This window comes from Bacillus sp. S10(2024) (assembly GCF_050473865.1).
Classification (GTDB): Bacteria; Bacillota; Bacilli; order Bacillales; family Bacillaceae_G; genus Bacillus_A.
Genome location: NZ_JBFLUR010000002.1, coordinates 514,558 through 538,097 on the forward strand (window position 1 = coordinate 514,558; position 23,540 = coordinate 538,097).

Sequence of the window (23,540 nt, forward strand, 5' to 3'; positions counted from 1 at the left end):
ATCATTTAGTAATTAAAAATAGAGAAACGAAAAAGAAAGTTTGACAATGTATGTATTTTCGACTTGATTGTGATATTTTGTTGTGATATAGTTGTCAGTGGTGTCAGTACAAAGTACACACGTTCATTGATTTAAGTGTTGGTGCTACGCTTGTAGTTTCGCTTAAAGATGAAGTGAACGGAGGATATCAAAAACCATTTAGGAGGAACTAAATTATGTCAGTAATTTCTATGAAGCAATTGCTTGAAGCTGGTGTTCACTTCGGACATCAAACTCGTCGTTGGAACCCAAAAATGAAACGTTACATTTTCACAGAGCGTAACGGTATCTACATCATCGACTTACAAAAAACTGTGAAAAAAGTTGAAGAAGCATTCAACGTAATGAGAGACATCGCTGCTAACGGCGGTAACGTATTATTCGTAGGTACAAAAAAACAAGCACAAGATGCTATTAAAGAAGAAGCAACTCGCGCTGGTATGTACTTTGTTAACCAACGTTGGTTAGGTGGTACGTTAACAAACTTCCAAACAATTCAAAAGCGTATTAAACGCCTTAAAGACATCGAAAGAATGCAAGAAGATGGCACTTTCGAAGTACTTCCTAAGAAAGAAGTTGTACAACTTAAGAAAGAATTAGAGCGTCTTGAAAAATTCTTAGGCGGCATTAAAGATATGAAAGGTCTTCCAGATGCATTATTCGTAGTAGACCCTCGTAAAGAGCGTATCGCTGTTGCTGAAGCACGCAAATTAAACATTCCAATCATCGGTATCGTTGATACAAACTGTGATCCAGATGAAATCGATCATGTAATCCCAGCAAACGATGATGCTATTCGTGCTGTAAAACTTCTTACATCTAAAATGGCAGACGCGATCCTTGAAGCAAAACAAGGTGAAGAAACTGTTACTGCGTAACAAATTTAGAAAGGTGATAAGGGGGTAGGCCTTTTATCACCTTTTTTAAGGTATATACATATTCTAGGAGGATGAAAAGCATGGCAATTACTGCACAAATGGTAAAAGAACTTCGTGAAAAAACTGGCGCAGGTATGATGGACTGCAAAAAAGCGTTAACAGAAACTAACGGTGACATGGAGAAAGCAATTGACTTCCTACGTGAGAAAGGTATTGCGAAAGCTGCGAAAAAAGCAGACCGCATTGCTGCTGAAGGTTTAACTTACATCGAAACAAACGGTAACGACGCTGTAATCTTAGAATTAAACTCTGAAACTGATTTCGTTGCGAAAAACGAAGGTTTCCAAACATTAATTAAAGAATTAGCTGCTCACTTATTAGCTAGCAAACCTGCTAACGTTGAAGAAGCTATGGCTCAAACAATTGCAAACGGCAAAACAGTAGAAGAGCACATCAACGAAGCAATCGCTAAAATTGGTGAAAAACTTACACTTCGTCGTTTCGAAATCGTATCAAAAACTGATGCAGATGCATTCGGTGCTTACCTACACATGGGTGGACGCATTGGTGCATTAACAGTTCTTGAAGGTTCTACAGATGAAGCAGCTGCTAAAGATGTAGCAATGCACATTGCAGCAGTTAATCCTAAATACATCGACCGCGATGCTGTAACAGCTGAAGAAGTTGAGCATGAGCGTCAAGTATTAACACAACAAGCTTTAAACGAAGGCAAGCCAGAAAAAATCGTTGCAAAAATGGTTGAAGGTCGTCTTGGCAAATTCTTCGAAGAGATTTGCTTACTTGACCAAGCATTCGTTAAAAACCCTGATATGAAAGTTCGTCAGTTCGTTGAGTCTAAAGGCGGAACATTAAAAGGATTAGTTCGCTACGCTGTTGGTGAAGGAATCGAAAAACGCGAAGACAACTTTGCTGAAGAAGTAATGAACCAAGTAAAAGGTAACAACTAATAAAGATTGGGGAACACATTGTGTTCCCTTTTTTAAAATAAAGATGCAAGTACTGGAGGTTCATTATGAGTAAGCCAAAATATAATCGTGTTGTATTAAAGCTAAGCGGTGAAGCTTTAGCTGGAGATAAAGGGTTTGGAATTAACCCATCTGTTATTAAATCTGTTGCACAGCAAGTAAAAGAAATTGCTGAGCTTGATGTAGAAGTTGCAGTCGTTGTTGGTGGCGGTAACATTTGGCGTGGAAAAATCGGGAGCGAGATGGGAATGGATCGTGCAACAGCTGACTATATGGGCATGTTAGCAACAGTAATGAATTCTTTAGCTCTTCAAGATAGCTTGGAGAATTTAGGAGTTCAAACACGTGTGCAAACTTCTATTGAAATGCGCCAAGTAGCAGAGCCTTACATTCGTCGTAAAGCAAATCGTCACTTAGAGAAGAAGCGTGTTGTAATTTTTGCAGCAGGTACAGGTAACCCTTACTTCTCCACTGATACCACAGCGGCATTACGCGCAGCTGAGATTGAGGCAGATGTTATTTTAATGGCCAAAAATAATGTAGATGGCGTATATAGTGCAGATCCAACTGTTGATGAAACAGCGACAAAGTATGAGACACTTACATATTTAGATGTCTTAAAAGAAGGTTTAGGTGTAATGGATTCTACAGCTTCTTCTTTATGTATGGACAATGATATTCCACTAATTGTATTCTCAATTATGGAAGAAGGAAATATTAAGCGTGCCGTTCTCGGCGAAAATATTGGAACAATTGTAAGGGGGAAATAAAATGGCACAACAAGTAGTGAATAATGCAAAAGAAAAAATGGAAAAAGCAGTTGCGGCATATTCTCGTGAACTTTCAACAGTTCGTGCAGGTCGTGCAAGCGCTTCTGTATTAGATAAAGTACAAGTAGATTACTACGGTGCACCGACGCCGGTTGTACAATTAGCAAATATCACAGTGCCAGAGGCACGTTTACTAGTTATTCAACCGTATGATAAGACATCTATCGGTGATATTGAGAAGGCGATTTTAAAAGCTGATTTAGGGTTAAATCCTTCTAATGATGGTACTGTTATTCGTATCGCATTCCCTGCGCTAACAGAAGAACGTCGTCGTGAACTTGTTAAAGTTGTGAAGAAATATTCTGAAGATGCAAAAGTAGCTGTTCGTAACGTACGCCGCGATGCAAATGATGATTTAAAAAAACTTGAGAAGAACGGCGACATTACAGAAGATGACTTAAGAGGATATACAGAAGATATCCAAAAAGAAACAGATAAGTATATCGTAAAAGTTGACGAAGTTACAAAAAACAAAGAAAAAGAAATTATGGAAGTGTAATCGCGAAACTTTCGCAAATATGACCCTCTTCTTAAGGGGGTCTTTTTACACTTTTAGGCATATGTCTGCTCGTTGGAGGGTTTGAATGATGTTTAGAAAACTTCCTTTTTTTAAAGGCAATAAGATTGCGTCGTTTGATCATCTCGTAGAAGAAGCAAAAAAAGGAGAAATTCCAGCACATATTGCAATCATTATGGATGGCAATGGAAGATGGGCGAAAAGGAGAGCGATGCCTCGTATTGCAGGTCATCATGAAGGGATGCAAGTCGTAAAGAAAATTACGAAGTTTGCCAGTAAGCTCGGTGTCAAAGTGTTGACTCTTTATGCCTTCTCTACAGAGAACTGGAAAAGACCAAAATTAGAAGTGGATTATTTAATGAAACTTCCTGAAGAGTTTCTAGGTACATTTTTACCAGAGCTTGTTGAAGAAAATGTACAAGTACGTGTGATAGGACAAAAGGATCGCCTGCCAACTCATACGCGAAGAGCGATGGAAAAAGCAATTGAAGATACAAAAGATAACACGGGGTTAATTTTAAATTTTGCGTTAAACTATGGAAGTCGTGATGAAATTGTGACTGCTGTACAAAATATGGTGAAGGATAGTGAGGAAGGAAAACTTCATTCTGAAGACATAACAGAAGAAACGATTTCTTCGTATTTAATGACAAGAACATTGCCCGATCCTGATTTGCTAATCCGAACAAGTGGTGAGCTTCGTATAAGTAATTTTATGTTGTGGCAAATTGCTTATACAGAGTTTTGTTTTACTGATGTATTTTGGCCAGATTTTACAGAAGAACATTTATTACAGTCTATTACTGACTTCCAAAATAGAGGCCGCAGATTTGGAGGCGTGTAGAAAGAGAGGGTTTGGTAGTGAAACAGAGAATAATTACTGGAGTGATTGCTGCCGCGCTATTCATCCCCATCGTATTTTACGGTGGCGTGCCTTTTGCAATTTTAGTGTATGCATTAGCTTCTGTTGGATTATATGAATTAATTCGAATGAATAAACTTACGATTATTTCTGTACCAACAATTTTAGCAGCATTATTGTTATGGGTTAGTTTAGTTCCAAGTAATGTATCTGACGTATTTGAAACAATAGGTTTATCAAAAGGAGAAATTACATTTGTAATTGTCCTATTACTTTTATCATATACGGTCCTTTCTAAGAATACATTTACTTTTGACAATGCTGCATTTTTATTAATGGCAACAACGTATGTTGCAATGGGTTTCTTTTATTTAAATGAAACGCGTATTGCTGGAATTCAATTTGTGTTTTATGCACTATTTGTTGTATGGGCAACAGATTCAGGAGCATATTTCATCGGAAAAGCGATGGGAAAAAGAAAACTATGGCCTGAAATTAGTCCAAATAAAACGATTGAAGGATCTCTTGGCGGTATTGTATGCGGTATTGTAGTAGCTGTTGTGTACAATATATTTTTTCCAGTCGAGGAAAATATCGTTGTGCTAATTGGAGTAACAATTGCGATTTCTGTATTTGGACAAATTGGAGACTTAGTAGAGTCAGCGTTTAAGCGTCATTACGGTGTGAAAGATTCGGGGACAATTTTGCCAGGACATGGCGGTATACTCGATCGCACTGATAGTTGGCTATTTGTATTACCGCTATTACATTTCTTACATTTCATTTAATGAATGGACGAGGAGTAGAAGTAATGAAAACCATTAGTTTATTAGGTGCAAGCGGCTCAATTGGAACGCAAACATTAGATGTATTGCGCACGCACCAAGACCAATTCCGTCTCGTTTCTTTTTCTGTTGGAAGAAATATTGAGTTTGCTCAGCAGATGATTCAAGAATTTTCTCCTGAGATTGTTTCTGTACAAGAAAAAGAAGATGCTTTGAAATTACAAACGGTTTCTGGAAATACGAAAGTTGTATATGGAGAGGAAGGGTTGCTTGCAGTTGCACTTCATCCAGATGCAGAAATAGTTGTAAACGCAGTTGTTGGGAGTGTCGGATTATTACCGACATTGCGAGCAATTGAAGCGAAAAAAACGATTGCAATTGCAAATAAAGAAACATTAGTAACAGCAGGACATTTAGTTATGGAAGCTGCAAAGAAACATAACGTACCTTTGCTTCCGGTAGATAGTGAACATTCTGCTATTTTCCAATGTTTGAATGGGGAAAATGAGAAGCGCATTTCTAGATTGATTTTAACGGCATCAGGTGGAAGTTTTCGAGATAAAACGAGGGATGAGCTTAAACATGTAACAGTGGAAGATGCACTTCGTCATCCAAACTGGTCTATGGGTTCGAAAATTACTATTGATTCTGCTACAATGATGAATAAGGGATTAGAGGTTATTGAAGCGCATTGGCTTTTTAATATTCCTTATGAGCAAATCGATGTTGTATTACATAAAGAAAGTATCATTCACTCTATGGTTGAGTTTGAAGATCGCAGTGTAATGGCGCAGCTTGGTACACCTGATATGCGTGTTCCAATTCAATATGCACTTACTTACCCTGATCGTTTTTCACTTCCAAACGCTAAACAGCTGAATTTATGGGAAATTGGGACGTTACATTTTGAAACGATGGATATGGAGCGTTTCCGTTGTCTTCAATTTGCATATGAAGCTGGAAAAATGGGGGGAAGTATGCCAACTGTGATGAATGCAGCTAATGAGGCTGCTGTAGAAGCTTTTCTGCAAAAGAAAATCAGTTTCTTAACAGTGGAAGAACTCATTGAAAAAGCAATGCACCATCACAATGTCATTGCGCGTCCAAGCTTAGAAGAAATTCAGGAAATTGATGCTGCCACAAGACGGTTTGTGATGGAACAAATTTAGCAAAGGTGGTTATGAGAATTGAATACAGCGATTGCCTTTATTTTAATTTTCGGTGCACTTGTATTTTTCCATGAACTTGGACATTTGTACTTTGCCAAACGTGCTGGCATTTTGTGTCGTGAATTTGCCATCGGTTTTGGTCCGAAATTGTACTCATTTGAAAAAAATGAAACAGTTTATACAATTCGTTTACTTCCGCTTGGCGGCTATGTACGAATGGCTGGAGAGGATCCAGAAACAGTTGAACTAAAACCTGGGACAAAAGTGGGTCTTGTTCTAAATGAAAAAGAAGAGGTTACGAAAATTGTTTTGGATAATCGTGAAAAATATCCAAATGTTCGTGTCGTTGAAGTAGAACAAGCTGACTTGGAACATAAGCTGACCATATCTGGCTATGAAGAGTACGAAGAAGAGTTACAAACATTTCGAGTACATGAGAAAGCTCACTGCATTTCCGCAGGAGAAGAGACACAAATTGCTCCGTTTAACCGACAATTTGGTTCGAAAACACTAGGGCAACGAGCGCTTGCTATTTTTGCTGGTCCTGCTATGAACTTTGTACTTGCCTTTGTTATCTTTGTTATCATTGGTTTTGTACAAGGGATTCCAGTAGATAAGTCGATGATTGGAAAAGTAGTATCTGGCAGCGTGGCAGAGAAAGCAGGCTTACATGAAGATGATATTATTACGTCAATTAATAATAAGCCGACAAATAGTTGGAAAGATGTTACGAGTATTGTCCGTGAAAATCCAGGAAAAGAAATTACAATGGATGTAACACGTGATAGTAAAAAAGTAACAATTCAAGTTACTCCAGCTGCTGAAAAAGAGGGCGAGGTTACAGTTGGTAGACTCGGTGTACAATCGCCTGTTGAAAAATCAGTATTAGGTTCAATCAAATTGGGTTTTGAAGAAACATACAGATGGACAAAGCTCATATTTGTCTCACTTATCCAGCTCGTTACAGGACATTTTTCTATTAATGATTTATCTGGTCCAGTAGGAATTTATAATTTAACTGACCAAGTTGTAGAGTATGGCACGATTCGTGTCATGAGCTTAGCAGCTGTTTTAAGTATAAATCTTGGTTTATTTAACTTATTACCGGTTCCTGCACTTGATGGCGGACGTCTTTTCTTCTTCTTAATTGAAGCGCTTCGCGGGAAGCCGATTGACCGTCAAAAAGAAGGAATGGTTCACTTTATTGGTTTTGCTTTATTAATGTTACTGATGTTAGTTGTAACATGGAATGATATACGGAAGTTTTTCTTATAAAAGAGGTGCTATAGAATGAAACAAAGTATGATATTTAGTCCTACACTGCGTGAAGTGCCAGCTGATGCGGAAATAAAAAGTCATCAGCTTCTATTGCGCGCAGGATTTATGCGTCAAAACGCTTCAGGTATATATAGTTTTTTACCGCTTGGTCTGAAAGTGCTGCATAAAGTAGAACGTATTGTTCGTGAAGAAATGGAGAAAGCTGGTGCTGTAGAATTGCTAATGCCAGCTCTTCAAGCAGCTGAATTATGGCAAGAATCTGGACGCTGGTACTCATATGGTTCAGAATTAATGCGTATGAATGATCGTAATAATCGTGAGTTTGCTTTAGGAGCAACGCATGAAGAGGTGATTACGGATCTTGTCCGCGACGAAATTAAGTCATATAAGAAGTTACCTTTGACACTTTATCAAATTCAAACAAAATTCCGCGATGAGCAAAGACCTCGTTTTGGTTTGTTGCGCGGAAGAGAATTTTTAATGAAGGATGCATATTCTTTCCACGCAACGCAAGAAAGTTTAGATGAAGTGTATAACCGTCTGTTCCAAGCGTACTCTAATATTTTCACACGTTGCGGCTTAAATTTCCGTGCTGTTATCGCAGATTCTGGAGCGATGGGCGGAAAAGATACACATGAATTTATGGTATTATCAGATGTAGGAGAAGATACAATTGCATATTCTGATACATCTGACTATGCTGCAAATATTGAGATGGCACCTGTTCTTTCTACTTATGAGAAGAGTGAGAAGCAAGAAAAGTCGCTTGAAAAAGTAGCTACGCCAAATCAAAAAGCAATTGAAGAAGTATGTGCGTTCTTAAATATTGAAGCAACAAATTGTATTAAGTCTATGGTCTTTAAAGTAGACGAGAAGTTTATTGTTGCTCTTGTTCGCGGAGATCATGAAGTAAACGATATTAAGTTGAAAAATTTATACGGTGCTTCTGTTGTTGAACTTGCAACACATGAAGAAGTAAAAGAATTGTTAAACTGTGAAGTAGGTTCTTTAGGCCCAATTGGCACAGCAGAAGTGGAAATCATTGCTGATCATGCAGTGCAAGCTATCGTAAATGGATGCTGCGGAGCAAATGAAGAAGGATTTCATTATGTGAATGTTAATCCAGAACGTGACTTTAAAGTAAGCCAATATACAGATTTACGTTTTATCCAAGAAGGGGACCTTTCTCCAGACGGCGAGGGAACAATTCGTTTTGCTCGTGGTATTGAAGTGGGACATGTATTTAAGCTTGGCACTCGTTATAGTGAATCAATGAATGCAACGTTCTTAGATGAAAACGGTAAAACACAGCCGATCATTATGGGCTGCTACGGAATTGGTGTATCTCGTACAGTTGCGGCTATTGCTGAGCAATTTAATGATGAGAATGGTTTAGTATGGCCAAAAGCAGTTGCACCATTCCATGTACACGTAATTCCAGTAAATATGAAATCAGATGCACAGCGTGAAGTGGGCGAAAATATATACAGTTCGTTAAAAGAGCACGGATATGAAGTGTTATTAGACGATCGTGCAGAGCGTGCTGGTGTAAAATTTGCTGATGCAGATCTATTCGGTCTTCCAGTCCGAGTAACAGTTGGTAAAAAAGCAGATGAAGGCATTGTTGAAGTAAAAGTACGTGCAACAAATGAATCTGCAGAAGTGAAAGTCGAAGAACTTCACACATACATTGCAAATATTTTAAAATAAGAAGAGGTACCTCGTGATGAGGTACCTTCTCTTTCTTTGTGGAACGTTTCAATTTATAATAGCAGATGGAAGGAGGTTGCTTATGTCATTAACAAACGAACAACAAGAGCGATTTCAAATTTTGCTTGAGCAGTTACAAATGCCTGAAGACCTTATCAATCAATATTTACAAGGTGGTGGCATTCAAAGGTTAGTTGTTGATAAAGCAAATAAGAGTTGGCATTTTGATTTACAAGTACCACGTATTTTACCAACAGAATTATATGAATTGCTTGAAACACAGCTTAAGCAGTCATTTTCTCATATTGCAAAAACATCATTTTCACTAGAAACAGAGAATAAGCAATTTACGGAAGAAGAGGTCAAGGCGTATTGGCCGCTCTGTACAGATCGAATTACTTTCTCACCTATGTTTGCATATTTAAAAAAGCAACTTCCGCATGTGAACGGAGTGAAGTTGTTACTTGATGTGAATAATGATTTAGAATCTACTGCGCTAAAGAAAAATCTTGCGAAGCCAGTCGGAGATCAATATGAAGTTTTTGGATTTCCTCGTTTTCAGCTAGAAACAAATATAAAACAAAATGAAGAGGAAGTTCAGAAGTTTCGTGAACAAACACAGCAAGAGGATCGTCAGCGCGTTATACAAGCCATGGAAGAAATGGCCAAGAAACAAGCGGAAGAAAGTGATGTTGTACACGAAGGGCCGATTGTACTCGGTTATCTTATTAAGCCTGATGAGGAGATTACACCACTTCGTGAAATTCAAGATGAAGAAAGAAGAAAAACTGTTCAAGGTTATGTCTTCCATGTGGAAACAAAAGAACTTCGTAGTGGACGTACATTATTGACATTAAAAATAACGGATTACACCGATTCCATTATGATTAAAATGTTTTCACGCGATAAAGAGGATATTCCGCTCTTACAATCATTGAAAAAAGGAATGTGGGTGAAAGCGCGCGGATCCGTTCAAAATGACACGTTCGTTCGGGACTTGGTTATGATTGCAAATGATATTAATGAAATAACAGGTCCGTCCCGAAAAGATAAAGCACCAGAAGGAGAAAAAAGGGTAGAGCTTCATATGCATACACCGATGAGCCAAATGGATGCTGTAACTTCTGTATCTACACTTGTGAGCCAAGCGGCAAAATGGGGACATGAAGCGGTAGCAGTAACAGATCATGCTGTTGCACAGGCTTTTCCTGAAGCGTATTCTGCAGGAAAAAAAGCAGGAATTAAAGTGATTTTTGGCGTAGAAGCAAACCTTGTGAATGACGGTGTGCCAATTGCTTATAATGAGCAACATCGATTACTTGCAGACGAAACATATGTTGTATTTGACGTTGAGACAACTGGATTATCAGCTGTATATGATACAGTTATCGAGCTTGCTGCAGTAAAAGTAAAAGGTGGAGAAATTATCGATCGTTTTGAATCCTTTGCAAATCCACATCAGCCATTATCAGCAACAATCATTGAATTAACAGGTATTACAGATGATATGCTAACGGATGCCCCAGAGGTAGAAGAAGTATTTAAAAAGTTTGAACATTGGATGGGTAATCATACACTTGTCGCCCATAATGCAAGCTTTGATATGGGATTTTTAAACGTTGGATTTAAGAAGAGCGGATTAGAAAAAACGAAAAATCCAGTTATTGATACGTTAGAATTGGCTCGTTTTTTATTTCCAGAGATGAAAAACCATCGTTTAAATACGTTATGTAAAAAGCTTGATATCGAATTAACACAACATCACCGTGCGATTTATGATACAGAAGCAACAGGCTATTTACTTGTGAAAATGCTCAAAAATGTCATTGAAAAAGGCTATGAATATCATGATCAGTTAAATGACAGTATGGGACAAGGAGATGCGTATAAACGTGGACGTCCAAGTCATGTGACACTTCTTGCAACGTCAGATGAAGGATTGAAAAATTTATATAAACTTGTTTCTTACGCGCATCTTCAATATTTTTATCGTGTCCCGCGTATTCCGCGTTCTTTATTAAAGAAGTATCGCGAAGGTATTTTAGTTGGTACGGCTTGCGATAAAGGTGAAGTATTTGAAGCGATGATGCAAAAGGCACCAGAAGAAGTGGAGGAAATTGCTCAGTTTTATGATTACATTGAGGTAATGCCTCCAGAAGTGTTACGACATTTGGTAGAGCTTGAGCTTGTTCGTGATGAAGGTCAATTAAAAACAATTATTTCTAACTTAGTAAAGTTAGGTGAAACGTTAGATAAGCCTGTTGTTGGAACTGGAAATGTTCATTATTTAAATCCAGAAGATGCAATGTATAGAAAAATTTTAGTGAGTTCGCAAGGCGGAGCGAATCCATTGAATCGTCATTCATTGCCGCCTGTGTATTTCCGAACAACAGATGAAATGTTAGAATGCTTCTCTTTCTTAGGTGAAGAGAAAGCAAAAGAAATTGTTGTAACAAATACACAAAAAGTCGCATCGATGATTGGGGAAGTAAAGCCTGTAAAAGATGATCTTTACACGCCAAAAATTGAAGGTGCAGATGATGAAACGCGAGATATGAGTTACGTAATGGCTCGGAGTATTTACGGAGATGAACTTCCAGAAATTGTAGAAGCCCGCTTGGAAAAAGAATTGAAAAGTATTATTGGACATGGATTTGCTGTTATTTACTTGATTTCTCATAAACTTGTAAAAAAATCACTTATCGATGGCTATCTTGTTGGTTCACGTGGTTCAGTTGGTTCATCATTTGTTGCGACAATGATGGAAATTACAGAGGTAAACCCTTTACCGCCGCATTATGTTTGTCCAAATTGTAAGCAATCGCAGTTCTTTAATGATGGATCGGTCGGTTCTGGATTTGATTTACCTGATAAAGATTGTCCAAGCTGTGGAACTGCATATAAAAAAGATGGTCATGATATTCCGTTCGAAACGTTTCTTGGTTTTAAAGGAGATAAAGTTCCGGATATTGATTTGAACTTCTCAGGAGAATACCAACCTCGTGCTCATAACTATACGAAAGTACTGTTCGGTGAAGATAATGTATATCGTGCTGGAACAATAGGTACTGTTGCCGAAAAGACTGCGTATGGATATGTGAAAGGCTATGCTTCAGACCATAATTTAACGATACGAGGGGCAGAGGTAGATCGTCTTGTATCAGGATGTACTGGTGTTAAGAGAACGACAGGGCAACATCCAGGTGGTATTATCGTAGTGCCGGATTACATGGATGTCTTTGATTTTACACCGATTCAATATCCAGCAGATTCTTTAGAGGCAGAATGGCGAACGACACATTTTGATTTCCATTCTATTCATGATAACTTATTAAAACTTGATATACTTGGACACGATGATCCGACAGTGATTCGTATGCTTCAAGATTTAAGTGGAGTTGATCCGAAGACGATTCCAACAGATGATCCAGAAGTAATGAAAATTTTCTCAGGTACAGAATCACTTGGCGTAACAGAAGAACAAATTAACTGTAAAACAGGTACACTTGGTATCCCGGAATTTGGTACAAAATTCGTTCGCCAAATGTTAGAGGAAACGAAGCCGACGACATTCTCAGAGCTTGTCCAAATTTCTGGACTATCTCACGGTACAGATGTATGGCTTGGAAATGCAAATGAACTCATTTATGATGGCACATGTACACTGAGTGAAGTAATCGGTTGTCGTGATGACATTATGGTGTATTTAATTTACCAAGGTTTAGAACCATCTTTAGCGTTTAAAATTATGGAATCTGTACGTAAAGGGAAAGGTGTACCTCCAGAGTGGGAAGAGGAGATGCGCAATAATAATGTGCCGGGATGGTATATTGATTCATGTAAAAAGATTAAGTATATGTTCCCAAAGGCGCATGCAGCAGCATATGTACTCATGGCAGTGCGCATTGCCTATTTTAAAGTGCATTTTGCGCTCTTATTCTACGCAGCATACTTTACCGTTCGTGCCGATGATTTTGATGTAGATGCGATGGTAAAAGGCTCAGCAACTATTCGTACTAAAATTGATGAAATTACGCAAAAGGGATTAGATGCTTCGCCAAAAGAAAAAAGTTTACTAACAGTATTAGAAATGACACTCGAAATGTGTGAACGTGGTTATTCATTCCAAAAAGTTGATTTATATCGCTCTAGTGCAACAGATTTCATTATTGATGGGAATACATTGATTCCACCGTTTAATGCAATACCCGGTCTTGGTACAAATGCTGCATTAAACATTGTAGCAGCACGTGAAAATGGCGAGTTTTTATCGAAAGAAGATTTACAACAGCGCAGTAAGATTTCCAAAACAATTATTGAGTATTTAGATAGCCAGGGCTGTCTAGGAGATCTACCCGATCAAAACCAGTTATCGTTGTTCTAATAGGCAGGAAAAGTCTTTGCAAAACAATGGTTACTATGCTATACTTGATAGCGAGATAACCATGTCGTGTATATTTTGTGAAAAAAAGAGTGGGGAAACCCACTCTTTCGTTTTACTATCTACGTTTCTGCGTCTAAAATTTACGTAGACGTTTCTGTCGTATATACATATTTTGTTACAAGTTTTACTTCTTAAATTTGGTAATACTAAGACAGATATTCCCTGCTTATTAGCAGGGGCTTTTGTTAGCTAACGAGAAAGAATATACAAACTGCATTGGTTAAAAGTACGCAGGATGAAGTCTTTCAACTGTTACATGGCGGCAGAAAGGAGGCTGTTTATGGATAAGAAAGTTACAGAAGTTGTTGAAGCACTTGCGCAGCCAATTGTCGAAGAGCTTGGTCTTGAGCTTGTAGATGTAGAGTATGTGAAAGAAGGAAAAGATTGGTTTTTACGCGTAGCCATTGACTCTGATACAGGAGTAGATATTGAGGAATGTGGTGCGGTAAGTGAGCGGTTAAGTGAAGCTTTAGATAAAGAGGATCCAATTCCTCATCTTTACTTTTTAGATGTATCCTCTCCAGGAGCGGAGCGTCCATTAAAGAAAGAAAAAGATTTCCACCAAGCAGTAGACAAACAAGTCGCAATTAAAACATACGAGCCAATTGATGGTGAGAAAATGTTTGAAGGCAAACTACTTGCATATGATGGAACAACAATCACATTACTATTAACAATTAAAACACGTAAAAAAGAAATCCAAATTCCAATGGATAAAGTTGCCAACGCGCGACTTGCAGTTACGTTTTAGTAAGAAGGGGGATCTTCATGAGCACTGAGTTGTTAGATGCTTTGCTCGTATTAGAACAAGAAAAAGGTATTAGCAAAGATATTATTATTGATGCTATTGAAGCAGCTTTAATTTCTGCTTACAAACGAAATTTCAACCAAGCGCAAAATGTTCGCGTTAGCTTCAATCCTGAAGTTGGTACTATTCAAGTATTAGCACGTAAGGATGTAGTGGAAAGTGTGTTTGACCCACGTCTTGAAATTTCTGTTGAAAAGGCAAGACATATTAATCCAAACTACCAAGAGGGCGATGTATTAGAGATTGAAGTAACGCCAAAAGATTTCGGCCGTATTGCAGCGCAAACAGCAAAACAAGTTGTAACGCAGCGAGTACGTGAAGCTGAACGTGGCGTGATTTATTCTGAGTTCAGCGACCGTGAAGAAGACATTATGGTTGGTATTGTACAACGCCAAGATGCTCGCTTTATTTATGTAAGTTTAGGGAAAGTAGAAGCACTTTTACCAGTAAGCGAGCAAATGCCAAATGAACAGTACAAACCTCATGATCGCATCCGTGTTTTCATTACAAAAGTAGAGAAAACAACAAAAGGACCGCAAATTTATGTATCACGTACGCATCCAGGTCTTTTAAAGCGTTTGTTTGAGATTGAAGTGCCAGAAATTTATGATGGAACTGTAGAAATTCGTTCTGTAGCACGAGAAGCAGGAGATCGCTCAAAAATCTCTGTCTACTCTGAAAATGTAGATGTAGATCCAGTAGGTTCTTGTGTAGGACCGAAAGGACAACGTGTACAACGCATCGTAGATGAACTAAAGGGTGAAAAGATTGATATTGTTCGTTGGTCAGATGATCCTGTTGAATATGTAGCAAATGCACTGAGTCCATCACAAGTTGTAAAAGTGCTTGTAAACGAAGAAGAAAAGGCAACTACTGTAATTGTTCCAGATCATCAGCTTTCCTTAGCGATTGGTAAACGTGGACAAAATGCGCGACTTGCAGCAAAATTAACAAATTGGAAAATTGATATTAAAAGCGAGTCTGATGCGAAACAACTAGGACTTTTAACAGAAGAAGATATGATGATCGCATTCGATTCTGCTGAAGATGAAATCGAATAGAGGTGATGAACATGAGCAATCGAAAAGTTCCGTTACGAAAATGTGTGGTAACACAAGAGATGAAATCAAAACGCGAGCTCATTCGCATTGTTCGTTCCAAAGAGGGAGTCGTGTCAATTGATTTAACAGGTAAACAATCAGGACGCGGTGCATATTTGTCAAAAGATAAAGAATGCATTTCTCAAGCGAAAAAGAAAAATGTTTTGGAACATCACCTAAAAGCGAAAATTGATGACTCTCTTTATGAAGAGCTAATCGAGCTTGTTGAGAAGGAGTCGAAGTAAGTGTCCAATTGGAAATCGTTTTTAGGGCTGGCTAATCGGGCCCGAAAGATTATATCGGGCGAAGAACTTGTTTTAAAAGAAGTTCGAAGTGGTAAAGCAAAGCTCGTATTGCTTTCTGAAGATGCGTCAGCAAATACAACAAAGCGCATTACAGACAAAACAACGTTCTACAACGTACCAATGAGAAAGGTCGAAAATCGACAAGAATTAGGGCATGCGATTGGGAGAGAAGAACGAGTCGTTGTAGCGGTGTTAGATGACGGCTTTGCTAAGAAGCTGCTTAGCATGCTCGATACAACTTACCGGGGGTGAAGGTATGAGTAAAATTCGAGTATATGAATATGCAAAAAAACGCAATATCTCAAGTAAGGATATTATTACAAAACTAAAAGAAATGAATATAGAGGTTTCTAATCATATGGCGATGTTAGATGATGAAGTAGTAAATAAGTTAGATAATCAATATAATGATGGAACAGAAAAACCTTCTGTTGCAGATGAGTTTGAAGTAGAGGAAAAAGTTGTTCGCAGCAAAAAGAACAGCAATAAGAATAAGAAAAAAGGCAAAGGAAATCAAGACAAACGTCAAGAAAACTTTGCTGGAAGACAACAAACACAAGTAGTAGAAACACCAGATAAAATTACTTTCTCTGGCACGCTCTCAGTAAGTGAACTTGCGAAAAAATTAGGCAAAGAGCCGTCTGAAATTATTAAAAAGCTCTTTATGCTTGGAATCATGGCAACAATTAACCAAGATTTAGATAAAGATACAATTGAGCTAATTGCTAGTGATTACGGTATTGAAGTGGAAGAAGAAGTAATTGTTAGTGAAACAGAATTTGAAACGTTTATGGACGAGCAAGACGATGAAGAAAACTTAAAAGAACGTCCAGCTGTCGTTACAATTATGGGACACGTTGACCATGGTAAAACAACATTACTTGACTCTATTCGTAATTCAAAAGTAACTGCTGGTGAAGCAGGCGGAATTACGCAGCATATCGGTGCATACCAAGTTGAAGTAAATGACAAAAAAATTACATTCCTAGATACACCAGGTCACGCAGCATTTACAACAATGCGTGCGCGCGGTGCGCAAGTTACGGATATTACAATTCTAGTTGTAGCAGCTGATGACGGTGTTATGCCACAAACAGTTGAAGCGATTAACCATGCGAAAGCAGCTGGAGTACCAATTATCGTTGCTGTGAATAAAATGGATAAACCATCAGCAAATCCAGACCGTGTAATGCAAGAGTTAACTGAGTACGAATTAGTTCCAGAAGCTTGGGGCGGCGATACAATCTTCGTACCAATCGCAGCTATTAAAGGTGAAGGAATTGACAACTTGTTAGAAATGATTCTTCTTGTAAGTGAAGTAGAAGAATATAAGGCAAATCCAAATCGCTATGCAACTGGTACAGTAATCGAAGCGCAGCTTGATAAAGGTAAAGGAACAATTGCGACATTACTTGTTCAAAACGGTACACTTCGAGTAGGAGACCCAATCGTTGTTGGTACATCATTCGGCCGTGTTCGTGCGATGGTAAACGATATTGGTCGTCGTGTCAAAGTTGCTGGTCCATCTACTCCTGTTGAGATTACAGGTTTAAATGAAGTACCACAAGCTGGAGACCGCTTCATGGCATTTGCCGATGAGAAGAAAGCGCGTCAAATCGGTGAAGAACGTGCACAACAAGCATTGCTTGCACAGCGCGGTGAAAAATCTAAATTGAGCCTTGAAGATTTATTCCAACAAATTAAAGAAGGCGATGTAAAAGAAATTAACTTGATTGTGAAAGCAGACGTACAAGGTTCTGTGGAAGCAATGGCAGCATCACTTCGTAAAATTGATGTTGAAGGCGTAAAAGTAAAAATCATCCATACTGGCGTAGGTGCAATTACAGAATCTGATATTATTTTAGCTTCTGCATCTAATGCAATTGTAATCGGATTTAACGTACGTCCTGATGTCAATGCGAAGCGTACAGCAGAATTAGAAAACGTTGATATTCGTTTGCACCGCATTATTTATAAAGTAATTGAAGAGATCGAAGCTGCAATGCAAGGTATGCTAGATCCTGAATTTGTAGAAAAAGTAATTGGCCAAGCGGAAGTTCGTCAAACGTTCAAAGTAACGAAAGTTGGAACAATTGCAGGATGTTACGTAACAGACGGTAAAATTACACGTGATAGCGGCGTGCGTATCATTCGTGACGGCGTAGTTATTTACGAAGGCCAACTTGATACGTTAAAACGTTTCAAAGATGACGTAAAAGAAGTTGCCCAAAACTATGAGTGTGGTATTACAATTGAGAAGTATAATGATCTTAAAGAAGGGGACATTATTGAAGCGTACATTATGGAAGAAGTGAAGCGATGATTATCGCTTCACTCTCATTCGAATGTATAGTCTATGATGTGCATTCTTTAAAAGAGAAACGAGCAATTTTACAGCGTGTTTTAACTCGTGTGAAACAGCGTTATAATGTATCTGTTTCAGAAGTTGGGCATCAAGATGTATGGCAACGTACAGAAATTGCGATTGTTTCCGTATCCTCAAATCGTGTTATCTGCGAAAAAGAAATGAATCGTGTACTTGCCTACATTGATTCATTTCCTGAAATTGAACGTACGATAACACAATTGGAATGGTATTGAATGAGGTGATTAGTTATGAAGCTACGTGCAAATCGCGTGGGCGAGCAAATGAAGAAAGAATTAGGCGAAATTATCAGTCGCAAAATTAAAGATCCACGTATCGGTTTTGTGACGGTAACAGATGTGCAAGTAAGTGGGGATTTACAGATTGCCAAAGTATATATTTCTGTTTTAGGAGACGAAGAACAGAAAGAAAATACATTAAAAGGTTTAGCGAAGGCAAAAGGCTTTATTCGTTCCGAAATTGGACAACGTATTCGTCTTCGGAAAACACCTGAAATCTCCTTTGAATTTGATGAGTCGATTGGATACGGTCATCGAATTGATACACTTTTACATGAAATTAATAAAGACGATAAACGTGAAGAATAATGGATAGACATTTGTCTATCCATTTTTTCAATCTGAAGTAAGTTCGGCGTACAAAAGTATAACGATGAGGTGAATATATGGAAGGTGTAGTACTATTACATAAACCAAAAGGGATGACATCACATGATTGTGTATTTAAATTAAGAAAAATATTAAGAGAGAAACGTATAGGGCACACAGGGACTTTAGATCCAGATGTGACAGGGGTATTACCAATTTGTGTAGGACGTGCTACGAAAATTGCACAATTTTTAACGAGTGAAACAAAAACGTACGAAGGGGAAGTTACGTTAGGATTTTCGACCACTACAGAAGATGCTTCAGGTGAAGTGGTTGAAAAGCAAGATGTTAATCGTGTTATTACGCGTGAAGAAGTAGAATCTGTATTAGCGGGCTTAACAGGAACAATTGAACAAGTACCACCAATGTATTCGGCTGTAAAAGTAAATGGAAAGAAGCTATATGAATATGCGAGGGCGGGAATAGAAGTAGAGCGTCCTGTTCGTACAATTACGATTCATGAAATTACTTTACTTGATAACCGTGAATTATTTGAAGGAGAGACAATTTCCTTCCGTTTTCGTGTGACTTGTAGTAAAGGAACATATGTAAGAACATTAGCTGTGATGATTGGGGAAAAACTTGGATTTCCGGCGCATATGTCTGATCTTGTGAGAACGGCATCAGGCGAGTTTAAATTAGAAGATTGCATATCATTTGAAGAAATTGAACAAAACGTGCAAAATGGAACAGTGGAGTCTATCTTCATTTCGATTGATGAAGCATTATGTAAGTTTCCAAAAATGATTGTAAGTAGGGAACAAGCAGAAAAAGTGAAGAATGGTATGTTTTTACCGAATAAAGAACAAATAACAGCACCGTTCATTACAGTTTTTGATGAAAAGGAACGCTGTTTAGCGATTTATGAACATCACCCAAAACATCAAGGTATGTTGAAACCGATGAAAGTACTTGTGAATAATCAAGAATTACAGCTATAATGAATAATTGGAAGGATTATTACAGAAAAAGGTGAATTCAAGCGTGAAACTCATTCATTTAACTCATCCACACGAACAAAATAAAATAGAATTACCATCTACTGTAATGGCATTAGGATTTTTTGATGGTATTCATTTAGGGCATCAACGTGTGATTCGAACAGCAAAAAAAATAGCGGATGAAAGAGGATATAAAAGTGCTGTCATAACATTTCATCCACACCCATCTGTTGTGTTAGGGAAAAAAGAAGCGCATGTGGAGTATATTACACCGTTATCTATTAAAGAAAAAGTAATTGCAGATTTAGGGATTGATATGTTATATGTGGTGAAATTCGATAAATCATTTGCTGGATTACTGCCACAACAGTTTGTAGATGAATATATTATTGGGCTAAATGTAAAGCATGTAGTAGCAGGTTTTGACTATTCATATGGACGTTTAGGAAAAGGGACGATGGAAACTTTACCGTTTCATGCAAGAGGGGAGTTTACACAGACCGTGATCGAAAAAGTTGAATTTCAAGAAGAAAAAGTAAGTTCCACGGCATTACGAAAACTGATTCGAAATGGAGAAATGGAACAAATTCCATCTATTTTAGGTAGAGCTTATACAGTAGAAGGAACGGTTGTGCACGGAGATAAACGTGGACGTCAAATTGGCTTTCCAACAGCTAATGTGGCTTTAAGTGATGAATATCTTTTGCCGCCTGTTGGTGTATATGCTGTTAGAATGAACGTGAATGATGAGTGGCATGAAGGTGTATGTAATATCGGATATAAACCTACTTTTAAGGAAAATGAAAAGCAGCTTTCTATTGAAGTGCATCTTTTTGAATTTCAGCGCGATATATATGATGAGTCTGTTGTTGTAGAGTGGCATATACGCATTCGTGAGGAAAAAAGGTTTAACGGAATTGATGAATTAGTTGCACAAATTGCAAAAGATAAGAGAACGGCAGAAGATTATTTTAGCCATACAAATAATATACTTGCTTTTTCTAATGAAAAGTAGTATTCTATCTTATGTACTTTACAATAACCATTGCTTGGCATTACGACTCACCGACGTTTGCTAGGTAACTGGGGATATATTACTTAGGAGGTGAAATAGGATGGCTTTAACACAAGAGCGTAAAAATGAAATCATTGCACAATTTAGAACTCATGAGACTGATACTGGTTCTCCAGAAGTTCAAGTTGCTGTCCTAACGGAGCAAATTAACACTCTAAATGAGCACTTACGTACTCACAAGAAAGATCATCATTCACGTCGCGGTCTTTTAAAGATGGTTGGTAAACGTCGTAACTTACTTACTTACCTTCGTAACAAAGACATCACTCGCTACCGTGAACTAATCACAAAGCTTGGATTACGTCGATAGTCAAAAAAAGCGGGAATATTCCCGCTTTTTTGTTAGGTAAAAATATATCTTCTACTCTTGATAGCCTACTGTATTTTCGGTAATACTAGAGGAAGAATATTGTGATATATTATCCATTTACATAGAAGAATTGAATATTTTAAATTGAGAGGGGCACTTAAATGAGTCAGGAAAAGCAAGTCTTCTCGATAGATTTGGCTGGTCGCCAGCTAACAATTGAAACAGGTCAGCTTGCAAAACAAGCAAACGGAGCAGTTTTAGTAAGATATGGCGACACAGCGGTTCTATCTACAGCAACTGCATCAAAAGAGGCAAAAAGTGTAGATTTCTTCCCACTAACAGTAAACTATGAAGAACGTTTATATGCAGTAGGGAAAATTCCAGGTGGCTTTATTAAACGTGAAGGTCGTCCAAGTGAGAAGGCGATTTTAGCGAGTCGTTTAATCGATCGTCCAATTCGTCCACTTTTTGCTGATGGTTTCCGTAATGAAGTACAAGTTGTCAGCATTGTTATGAGTGTAGACCAAGATTGTTCTTCAGAAATGGCAGCTATGCTTGGTTCTTCATTAGCATTATCGATTTCGGATATTCCATTTGAAGGTCCGATTGCTGGTGCGACAGTTGGTCGTATTGATGGTGAATTTATTATTAATCCAACAGTTGAACAACAAGAGAAGAGTGATATTCACCTTGTTGTTGCTGGAACAAAAGATGCGATTAACATGGTAGAAGCTGGTGCAGACCAAGTGCCTGAAGAGACAATGTTAGAAGCGATTATGTTTGGTCATGAAGAGATTAAACGTTTGATCGCATTCCAAGAAGAGATTGTACAAGCAGTTGGAAAAGAAAAAACAGAAGTTCAATTATATGAAGTGAACGCTGAGCTTGATCAAGCTGTACGTGAAATGGCAGAGCAAGATATGCATGCAGCGATTCAAGTGCATGAAAAACATGCGCGTGAAGATGCAATTAATGCAGTGAAAAAACGTGTTATCCAGTACTATGAGGCGCAAGAAGCTGATACTGAAACATTAGGACAAGTAAATGAAATCTTATATAAAATTGTAAAAGAAGAAGTACGTCGTCTTATTACAGTTGAAAAAATCCGCCCAGATGGACGTAAAAGCGATGAAATTCGTCCTTTAGCATCAGAAGTAGGGATTTTATCTCGTACACATGGTTCTGGTTTGTTTACACGTGGACAAACACAAGCATTAAGTATTTGTACATTAGGTGCATTAGGCGATGTGCAAATTTTAGATGGTCTTGGTGTAGAAGAGTCAAAACGCTTCATGCATCATTATAATTTCCCATCCTTTAGTGTTGGTGAAACAAGACCAATGCGTGGACCAGGACGTCGTGAAATTGGTCACGGTGCATTAGGTGAACGTGCTCTTGAACCTGTTATCCCATCTGAAAAAGATTTTCCATATACAGTTCGTCTTGTATCAGAAGTATTAGAATCAAATGGTTCTACTTCTCAAGCAAGTATTTGCGGTAGCACTTTAGCGATGATGGATGCAGGTGTTCCGCTTAAAGCACCAGTTGCTGGTATTGCAATGGGACTTGTGAAGTCTGGTGAACACTATACAATTTTAACAGACATTCAAGGTATGGAAGATCACTTAGGTGATATGGACTTTAAAGTAGCTGGTACAGCTAAAGGTGTAACAGCACTTCAAATGGATATTAAAATTGAAGGTTTATCTCGTGAAATTTTAGAAGAGGCATTGCAACAAGCTAAGCTTGGTCGCATGCACATCTTAGATCATATGTTATCTGTTATTGCTGAACCTCGTAAAGAGTTATCCAAATATGCTCCAAAGATTGTTACAATGACAATCAATCCGGACAAAATCCGTGATGTGATTGGGCCAAGTGGAAAGCAAATTAACAAGATTATCGAAGAAACAGGCGTGAAAATTGATATTGAACAAGATGGTACAGTCTTTATTTCATCTATTGATCAAGAGATGAACGAAAAAGCGAAGAAAATTATCGAAGATATCGTTCGTGAAGTGCAAGTAGGTGAAATTTACTTAGGAAAAGTAAAACGAATTGAAAAATTTGGTGCTTTCGTTGAATTATTCAGTGGTAAAGACGGTCTTGTTCATATTTCTGAACTAGCACTTGAACGTGTAGGGAAAGTAGAAGATGTTGTGAAAATCGGTGATGAGATTTCAGTAAAAGTTATCGAAATCGATAAACAAGGTCGTGTAAACTTATCTCGAAAAGTATTGCTTAAAGAAGAGCAGGAAAAAGAAGCTGCAAAACAAGAGCAAGAGCAAGAGCAAAAACAAGAGCAAAAACAAGAGCAAGAATAAGCAAAAGCAAAAGCAAAAGCAAAAGTAAAAGCTAAGGGATTCCCTTAGCTTTTTTATTATGTAAAAAACCTTGGGATATATCTCAAGGTTTTTTTGTATATAACAGAGTATAGTTTTAATGAGAACGTTTAAATTAACAATGATAA

General features: G+C 37.9%; 21 protein-coding genes. All 21 read left to right on the plus strand.

All coding sequences use genetic code 11. The annotated features are described in order from the left end of the window. Nucleotides 1-215 precede the first annotated feature (215 nt). On the plus strand, nt 216-917 hold the full coding sequence (gene rpsB, locus AB1280_RS02760) for a 30S ribosomal protein S2 (RefSeq protein ID WP_090912758.1): 702 nt from the start codon (nt 216-218) through the stop codon (nt 915-917). Between the two features lie 80 nt (nt 918-997). Further along, the gene (tsf, locus tag AB1280_RS02765) at nt 998-1,885 is read left to right on the plus strand and encodes a translation elongation factor Ts (protein WP_272188149.1); all 888 of its coding nucleotides are present in this window, start codon (nt 998-1,000) and stop codon (nt 1,883-1,885) included. Between the two features lie 65 nt (nt 1,886-1,950). Next, the gene (gene pyrH, locus AB1280_RS02770; protein ID WP_272188148.1) at nt 1,951-2,673 is read left to right on the plus strand and encodes a UMP kinase; all 723 of its coding nucleotides are present in this window, start codon (nt 1,951-1,953) and stop codon (nt 2,671-2,673) included. A gap of 1 nt (nt 2,674) precedes the next feature. Continuing rightward, nucleotides 2,675-3,232, plus strand: a complete 558-nt coding sequence (gene frr / locus AB1280_RS02775; RefSeq protein WP_272188147.1) for a ribosome recycling factor — start codon at nt 2,675-2,677, stop codon at nt 3,230-3,232. Between the two features lie 85 nt (nt 3,233-3,317). Then, on the plus strand, nt 3,318-4,094 hold the full coding sequence (locus AB1280_RS02780; protein WP_272188146.1) for an isoprenyl transferase: 777 nt from the start codon (nt 3,318-3,320) through the stop codon (nt 4,092-4,094). A 17-nt stretch (nt 4,095-4,111) separates the two neighbouring features. Then, nucleotides 4,112-4,900, plus strand: a complete 789-nt coding sequence (locus AB1280_RS02785; RefSeq protein WP_272188145.1) for a phosphatidate cytidylyltransferase — start codon at nt 4,112-4,114, stop codon at nt 4,898-4,900. A 23-nt stretch (nt 4,901-4,923) separates the two neighbouring features. After that, nucleotides 4,924-6,066, plus strand: coding sequence for a 1-deoxy-D-xylulose-5-phosphate reductoisomerase (gene dxr, locus AB1280_RS02790; protein WP_429754806.1), 1,143 nt, complete (start codon nt 4,924-4,926; stop codon nt 6,064-6,066). Nucleotides 6,067-6,084: 18 nt separating this feature from the next. Beyond that, the gene (gene rseP / locus AB1280_RS02795; RefSeq protein ID WP_429754807.1) at nt 6,085-7,341 is read left to right on the plus strand and encodes an RIP metalloprotease RseP; all 1,257 of its coding nucleotides are present in this window, start codon (nt 6,085-6,087) and stop codon (nt 7,339-7,341) included. A 15-nt stretch (nt 7,342-7,356) separates the two neighbouring features. Further along, nucleotides 7,357-9,054, plus strand: coding sequence for a proline--tRNA ligase (locus AB1280_RS02800; RefSeq protein WP_272188141.1), 1,698 nt, complete (start codon nt 7,357-7,359; stop codon nt 9,052-9,054). 82 nt (nt 9,055-9,136) lie between these two features. Beyond that, nucleotides 9,137-13,438: a PolC-type DNA polymerase III gene (locus AB1280_RS02805; RefSeq protein ID WP_429754808.1), complete on the plus strand. Its 4,302-nt coding sequence runs from the start codon at nt 9,137-9,139 to the stop codon at nt 13,436-13,438. Between the two features lie 340 nt (nt 13,439-13,778). After that, on the plus strand, nt 13,779-14,249 hold the full coding sequence (gene rimP, locus AB1280_RS02810; protein WP_429754809.1) for a ribosome maturation factor RimP: 471 nt from the start codon (nt 13,779-13,781) through the stop codon (nt 14,247-14,249). 17 nt (nt 14,250-14,266) lie between these two features. Continuing rightward, nucleotides 14,267-15,367: a transcription termination factor NusA gene (gene nusA / locus AB1280_RS02815; protein WP_272188138.1), complete on the plus strand. Its 1,101-nt coding sequence runs from the start codon at nt 14,267-14,269 to the stop codon at nt 15,365-15,367. Nucleotides 15,368-15,378: 11 nt separating this feature from the next. Further along, nucleotides 15,379-15,651 (plus strand): RNase P modulator RnpM, encoded by a 273-nt coding sequence (gene rnpM / locus AB1280_RS02820; protein WP_020059150.1) that lies wholly within the window; start codon nt 15,379-15,381, stop codon nt 15,649-15,651. After that, nucleotides 15,652-15,963 carry a YlxQ family RNA-binding protein gene (locus AB1280_RS02825; RefSeq protein ID WP_272188137.1) on the plus strand — a complete coding sequence of 104 codons (312 nt, stop codon included), beginning with the start codon at nt 15,652-15,654 and terminating at the stop codon, nt 15,961-15,963. It begins immediately after the preceding gene. 4 nt (nt 15,964-15,967) lie between these two features. After that, complete coding sequence (gene infB / locus AB1280_RS02830; protein WP_429754810.1) at nt 15,968-18,034, plus strand: translation initiation factor IF-2; 2,067 nt, start codon at nt 15,968-15,970, stop codon at nt 18,032-18,034. Further along, nucleotides 18,031-18,312 carry a DUF503 domain-containing protein gene (locus AB1280_RS02835; protein WP_242219474.1) on the plus strand — a complete coding sequence of 94 codons (282 nt, stop codon included), beginning with the start codon at nt 18,031-18,033 and terminating at the stop codon, nt 18,310-18,312. The genes infB and AB1280_RS02835 overlap by 4 nt, the downstream gene beginning before the upstream one ends. Before the next feature lie 15 nt (nt 18,313-18,327). Further along, on the plus strand, nt 18,328-18,684 hold the full coding sequence (gene rbfA / locus AB1280_RS02840) for a 30S ribosome-binding factor RbfA (RefSeq protein ID WP_429754811.1): 357 nt from the start codon (nt 18,328-18,330) through the stop codon (nt 18,682-18,684). Between the two features lie 77 nt (nt 18,685-18,761). Next, nucleotides 18,762-19,685 (plus strand): tRNA pseudouridine(55) synthase TruB, encoded by a 924-nt coding sequence (gene truB / locus AB1280_RS02845; protein WP_429754812.1) that lies wholly within the window; start codon nt 18,762-18,764, stop codon nt 19,683-19,685. Nucleotides 19,686-19,728: 43 nt separating this feature from the next. After that, the gene (gene ribF, locus AB1280_RS02850; protein WP_272188134.1) at nt 19,729-20,700 is read left to right on the plus strand and encodes a bifunctional riboflavin kinase/FAD synthetase; all 972 of its coding nucleotides are present in this window, start codon (nt 19,729-19,731) and stop codon (nt 20,698-20,700) included. 100 nt (nt 20,701-20,800) lie between these two features. Next, on the plus strand, nt 20,801-21,070 hold the full coding sequence (gene rpsO, locus AB1280_RS02855; RefSeq protein WP_035428957.1) for a 30S ribosomal protein S15: 270 nt from the start codon (nt 20,801-20,803) through the stop codon (nt 21,068-21,070). Between the two features lie 161 nt (nt 21,071-21,231). Beyond that, the gene (gene pnp, locus AB1280_RS02860; RefSeq protein ID WP_429754813.1) at nt 21,232-23,394 is read left to right on the plus strand and encodes a polyribonucleotide nucleotidyltransferase; all 2,163 of its coding nucleotides are present in this window, start codon (nt 21,232-21,234) and stop codon (nt 23,392-23,394) included. Nucleotides 23,395-23,540: the final 146 nt, after the last annotated feature.

What these genes read in the sequence shown, in the direction of transcription:
- truB (WP_429754812.1), top strand. Translation starts at nt 18,762, where the DNA reads ATGGAAGGTGTAGTACTATTACATAAACCAAAAGGGATGACATCACAT.
- AB1280_RS02780 (WP_272188146.1), top strand. Translation starts at nt 3,318, where the DNA reads ATGATGTTTAGAAAACTTCCTTTTTTTAAAGGCAATAAGATTGCGTCG.
- pnp (WP_429754813.1), top strand. Translation starts at nt 21,232, where the DNA reads ATGAGTCAGGAAAAGCAAGTCTTCTCGATAGATTTGGCTGGTCGCCAG.
- pyrH (WP_272188148.1), top strand. Translation starts at nt 1,951, where the DNA reads ATGAGTAAGCCAAAATATAATCGTGTTGTATTAAAGCTAAGCGGTGAA.
- tsf (WP_272188149.1), top strand. Translation starts at nt 998, where the DNA reads ATGGCAATTACTGCACAAATGGTAAAAGAACTTCGTGAAAAAACTGGC.
- rbfA (WP_429754811.1), top strand. Translation starts at nt 18,328, where the DNA reads ATGAAGCTACGTGCAAATCGCGTGGGCGAGCAAATGAAGAAAGAATTA.
- rpsB (WP_090912758.1), top strand. Translation starts at nt 216, where the DNA reads ATGTCAGTAATTTCTATGAAGCAATTGCTTGAAGCTGGTGTTCACTTC.
- rimP (WP_429754809.1), top strand. Translation starts at nt 13,779, where the DNA reads ATGGATAAGAAAGTTACAGAAGTTGTTGAAGCACTTGCGCAGCCAATT.
- infB (WP_429754810.1), top strand. Translation starts at nt 15,968, where the DNA reads ATGAGTAAAATTCGAGTATATGAATATGCAAAAAAACGCAATATCTCA.
- AB1280_RS02835 (WP_242219474.1), top strand. Translation starts at nt 18,031, where the DNA reads ATGATTATCGCTTCACTCTCATTCGAATGTATAGTCTATGATGTGCAT.
- AB1280_RS02800 (WP_272188141.1), top strand. Translation starts at nt 7,357, where the DNA reads ATGAAACAAAGTATGATATTTAGTCCTACACTGCGTGAAGTGCCAGCT.
- AB1280_RS02805 (WP_429754808.1), top strand. Translation starts at nt 9,137, where the DNA reads ATGTCATTAACAAACGAACAACAAGAGCGATTTCAAATTTTGCTTGAG.
- dxr (WP_429754806.1), top strand. Translation starts at nt 4,924, where the DNA reads ATGAAAACCATTAGTTTATTAGGTGCAAGCGGCTCAATTGGAACGCAA.
- rpsO (WP_035428957.1), top strand. Translation starts at nt 20,801, where the DNA reads ATGGCTTTAACACAAGAGCGTAAAAATGAAATCATTGCACAATTTAGA.
- rnpM (WP_020059150.1), top strand. Translation starts at nt 15,379, where the DNA reads ATGAGCAATCGAAAAGTTCCGTTACGAAAATGTGTGGTAACACAAGAG.
- nusA (WP_272188138.1), top strand. Translation starts at nt 14,267, where the DNA reads ATGAGCACTGAGTTGTTAGATGCTTTGCTCGTATTAGAACAAGAAAAA.
- frr (WP_272188147.1), top strand. Translation starts at nt 2,675, where the DNA reads ATGGCACAACAAGTAGTGAATAATGCAAAAGAAAAAATGGAAAAAGCA.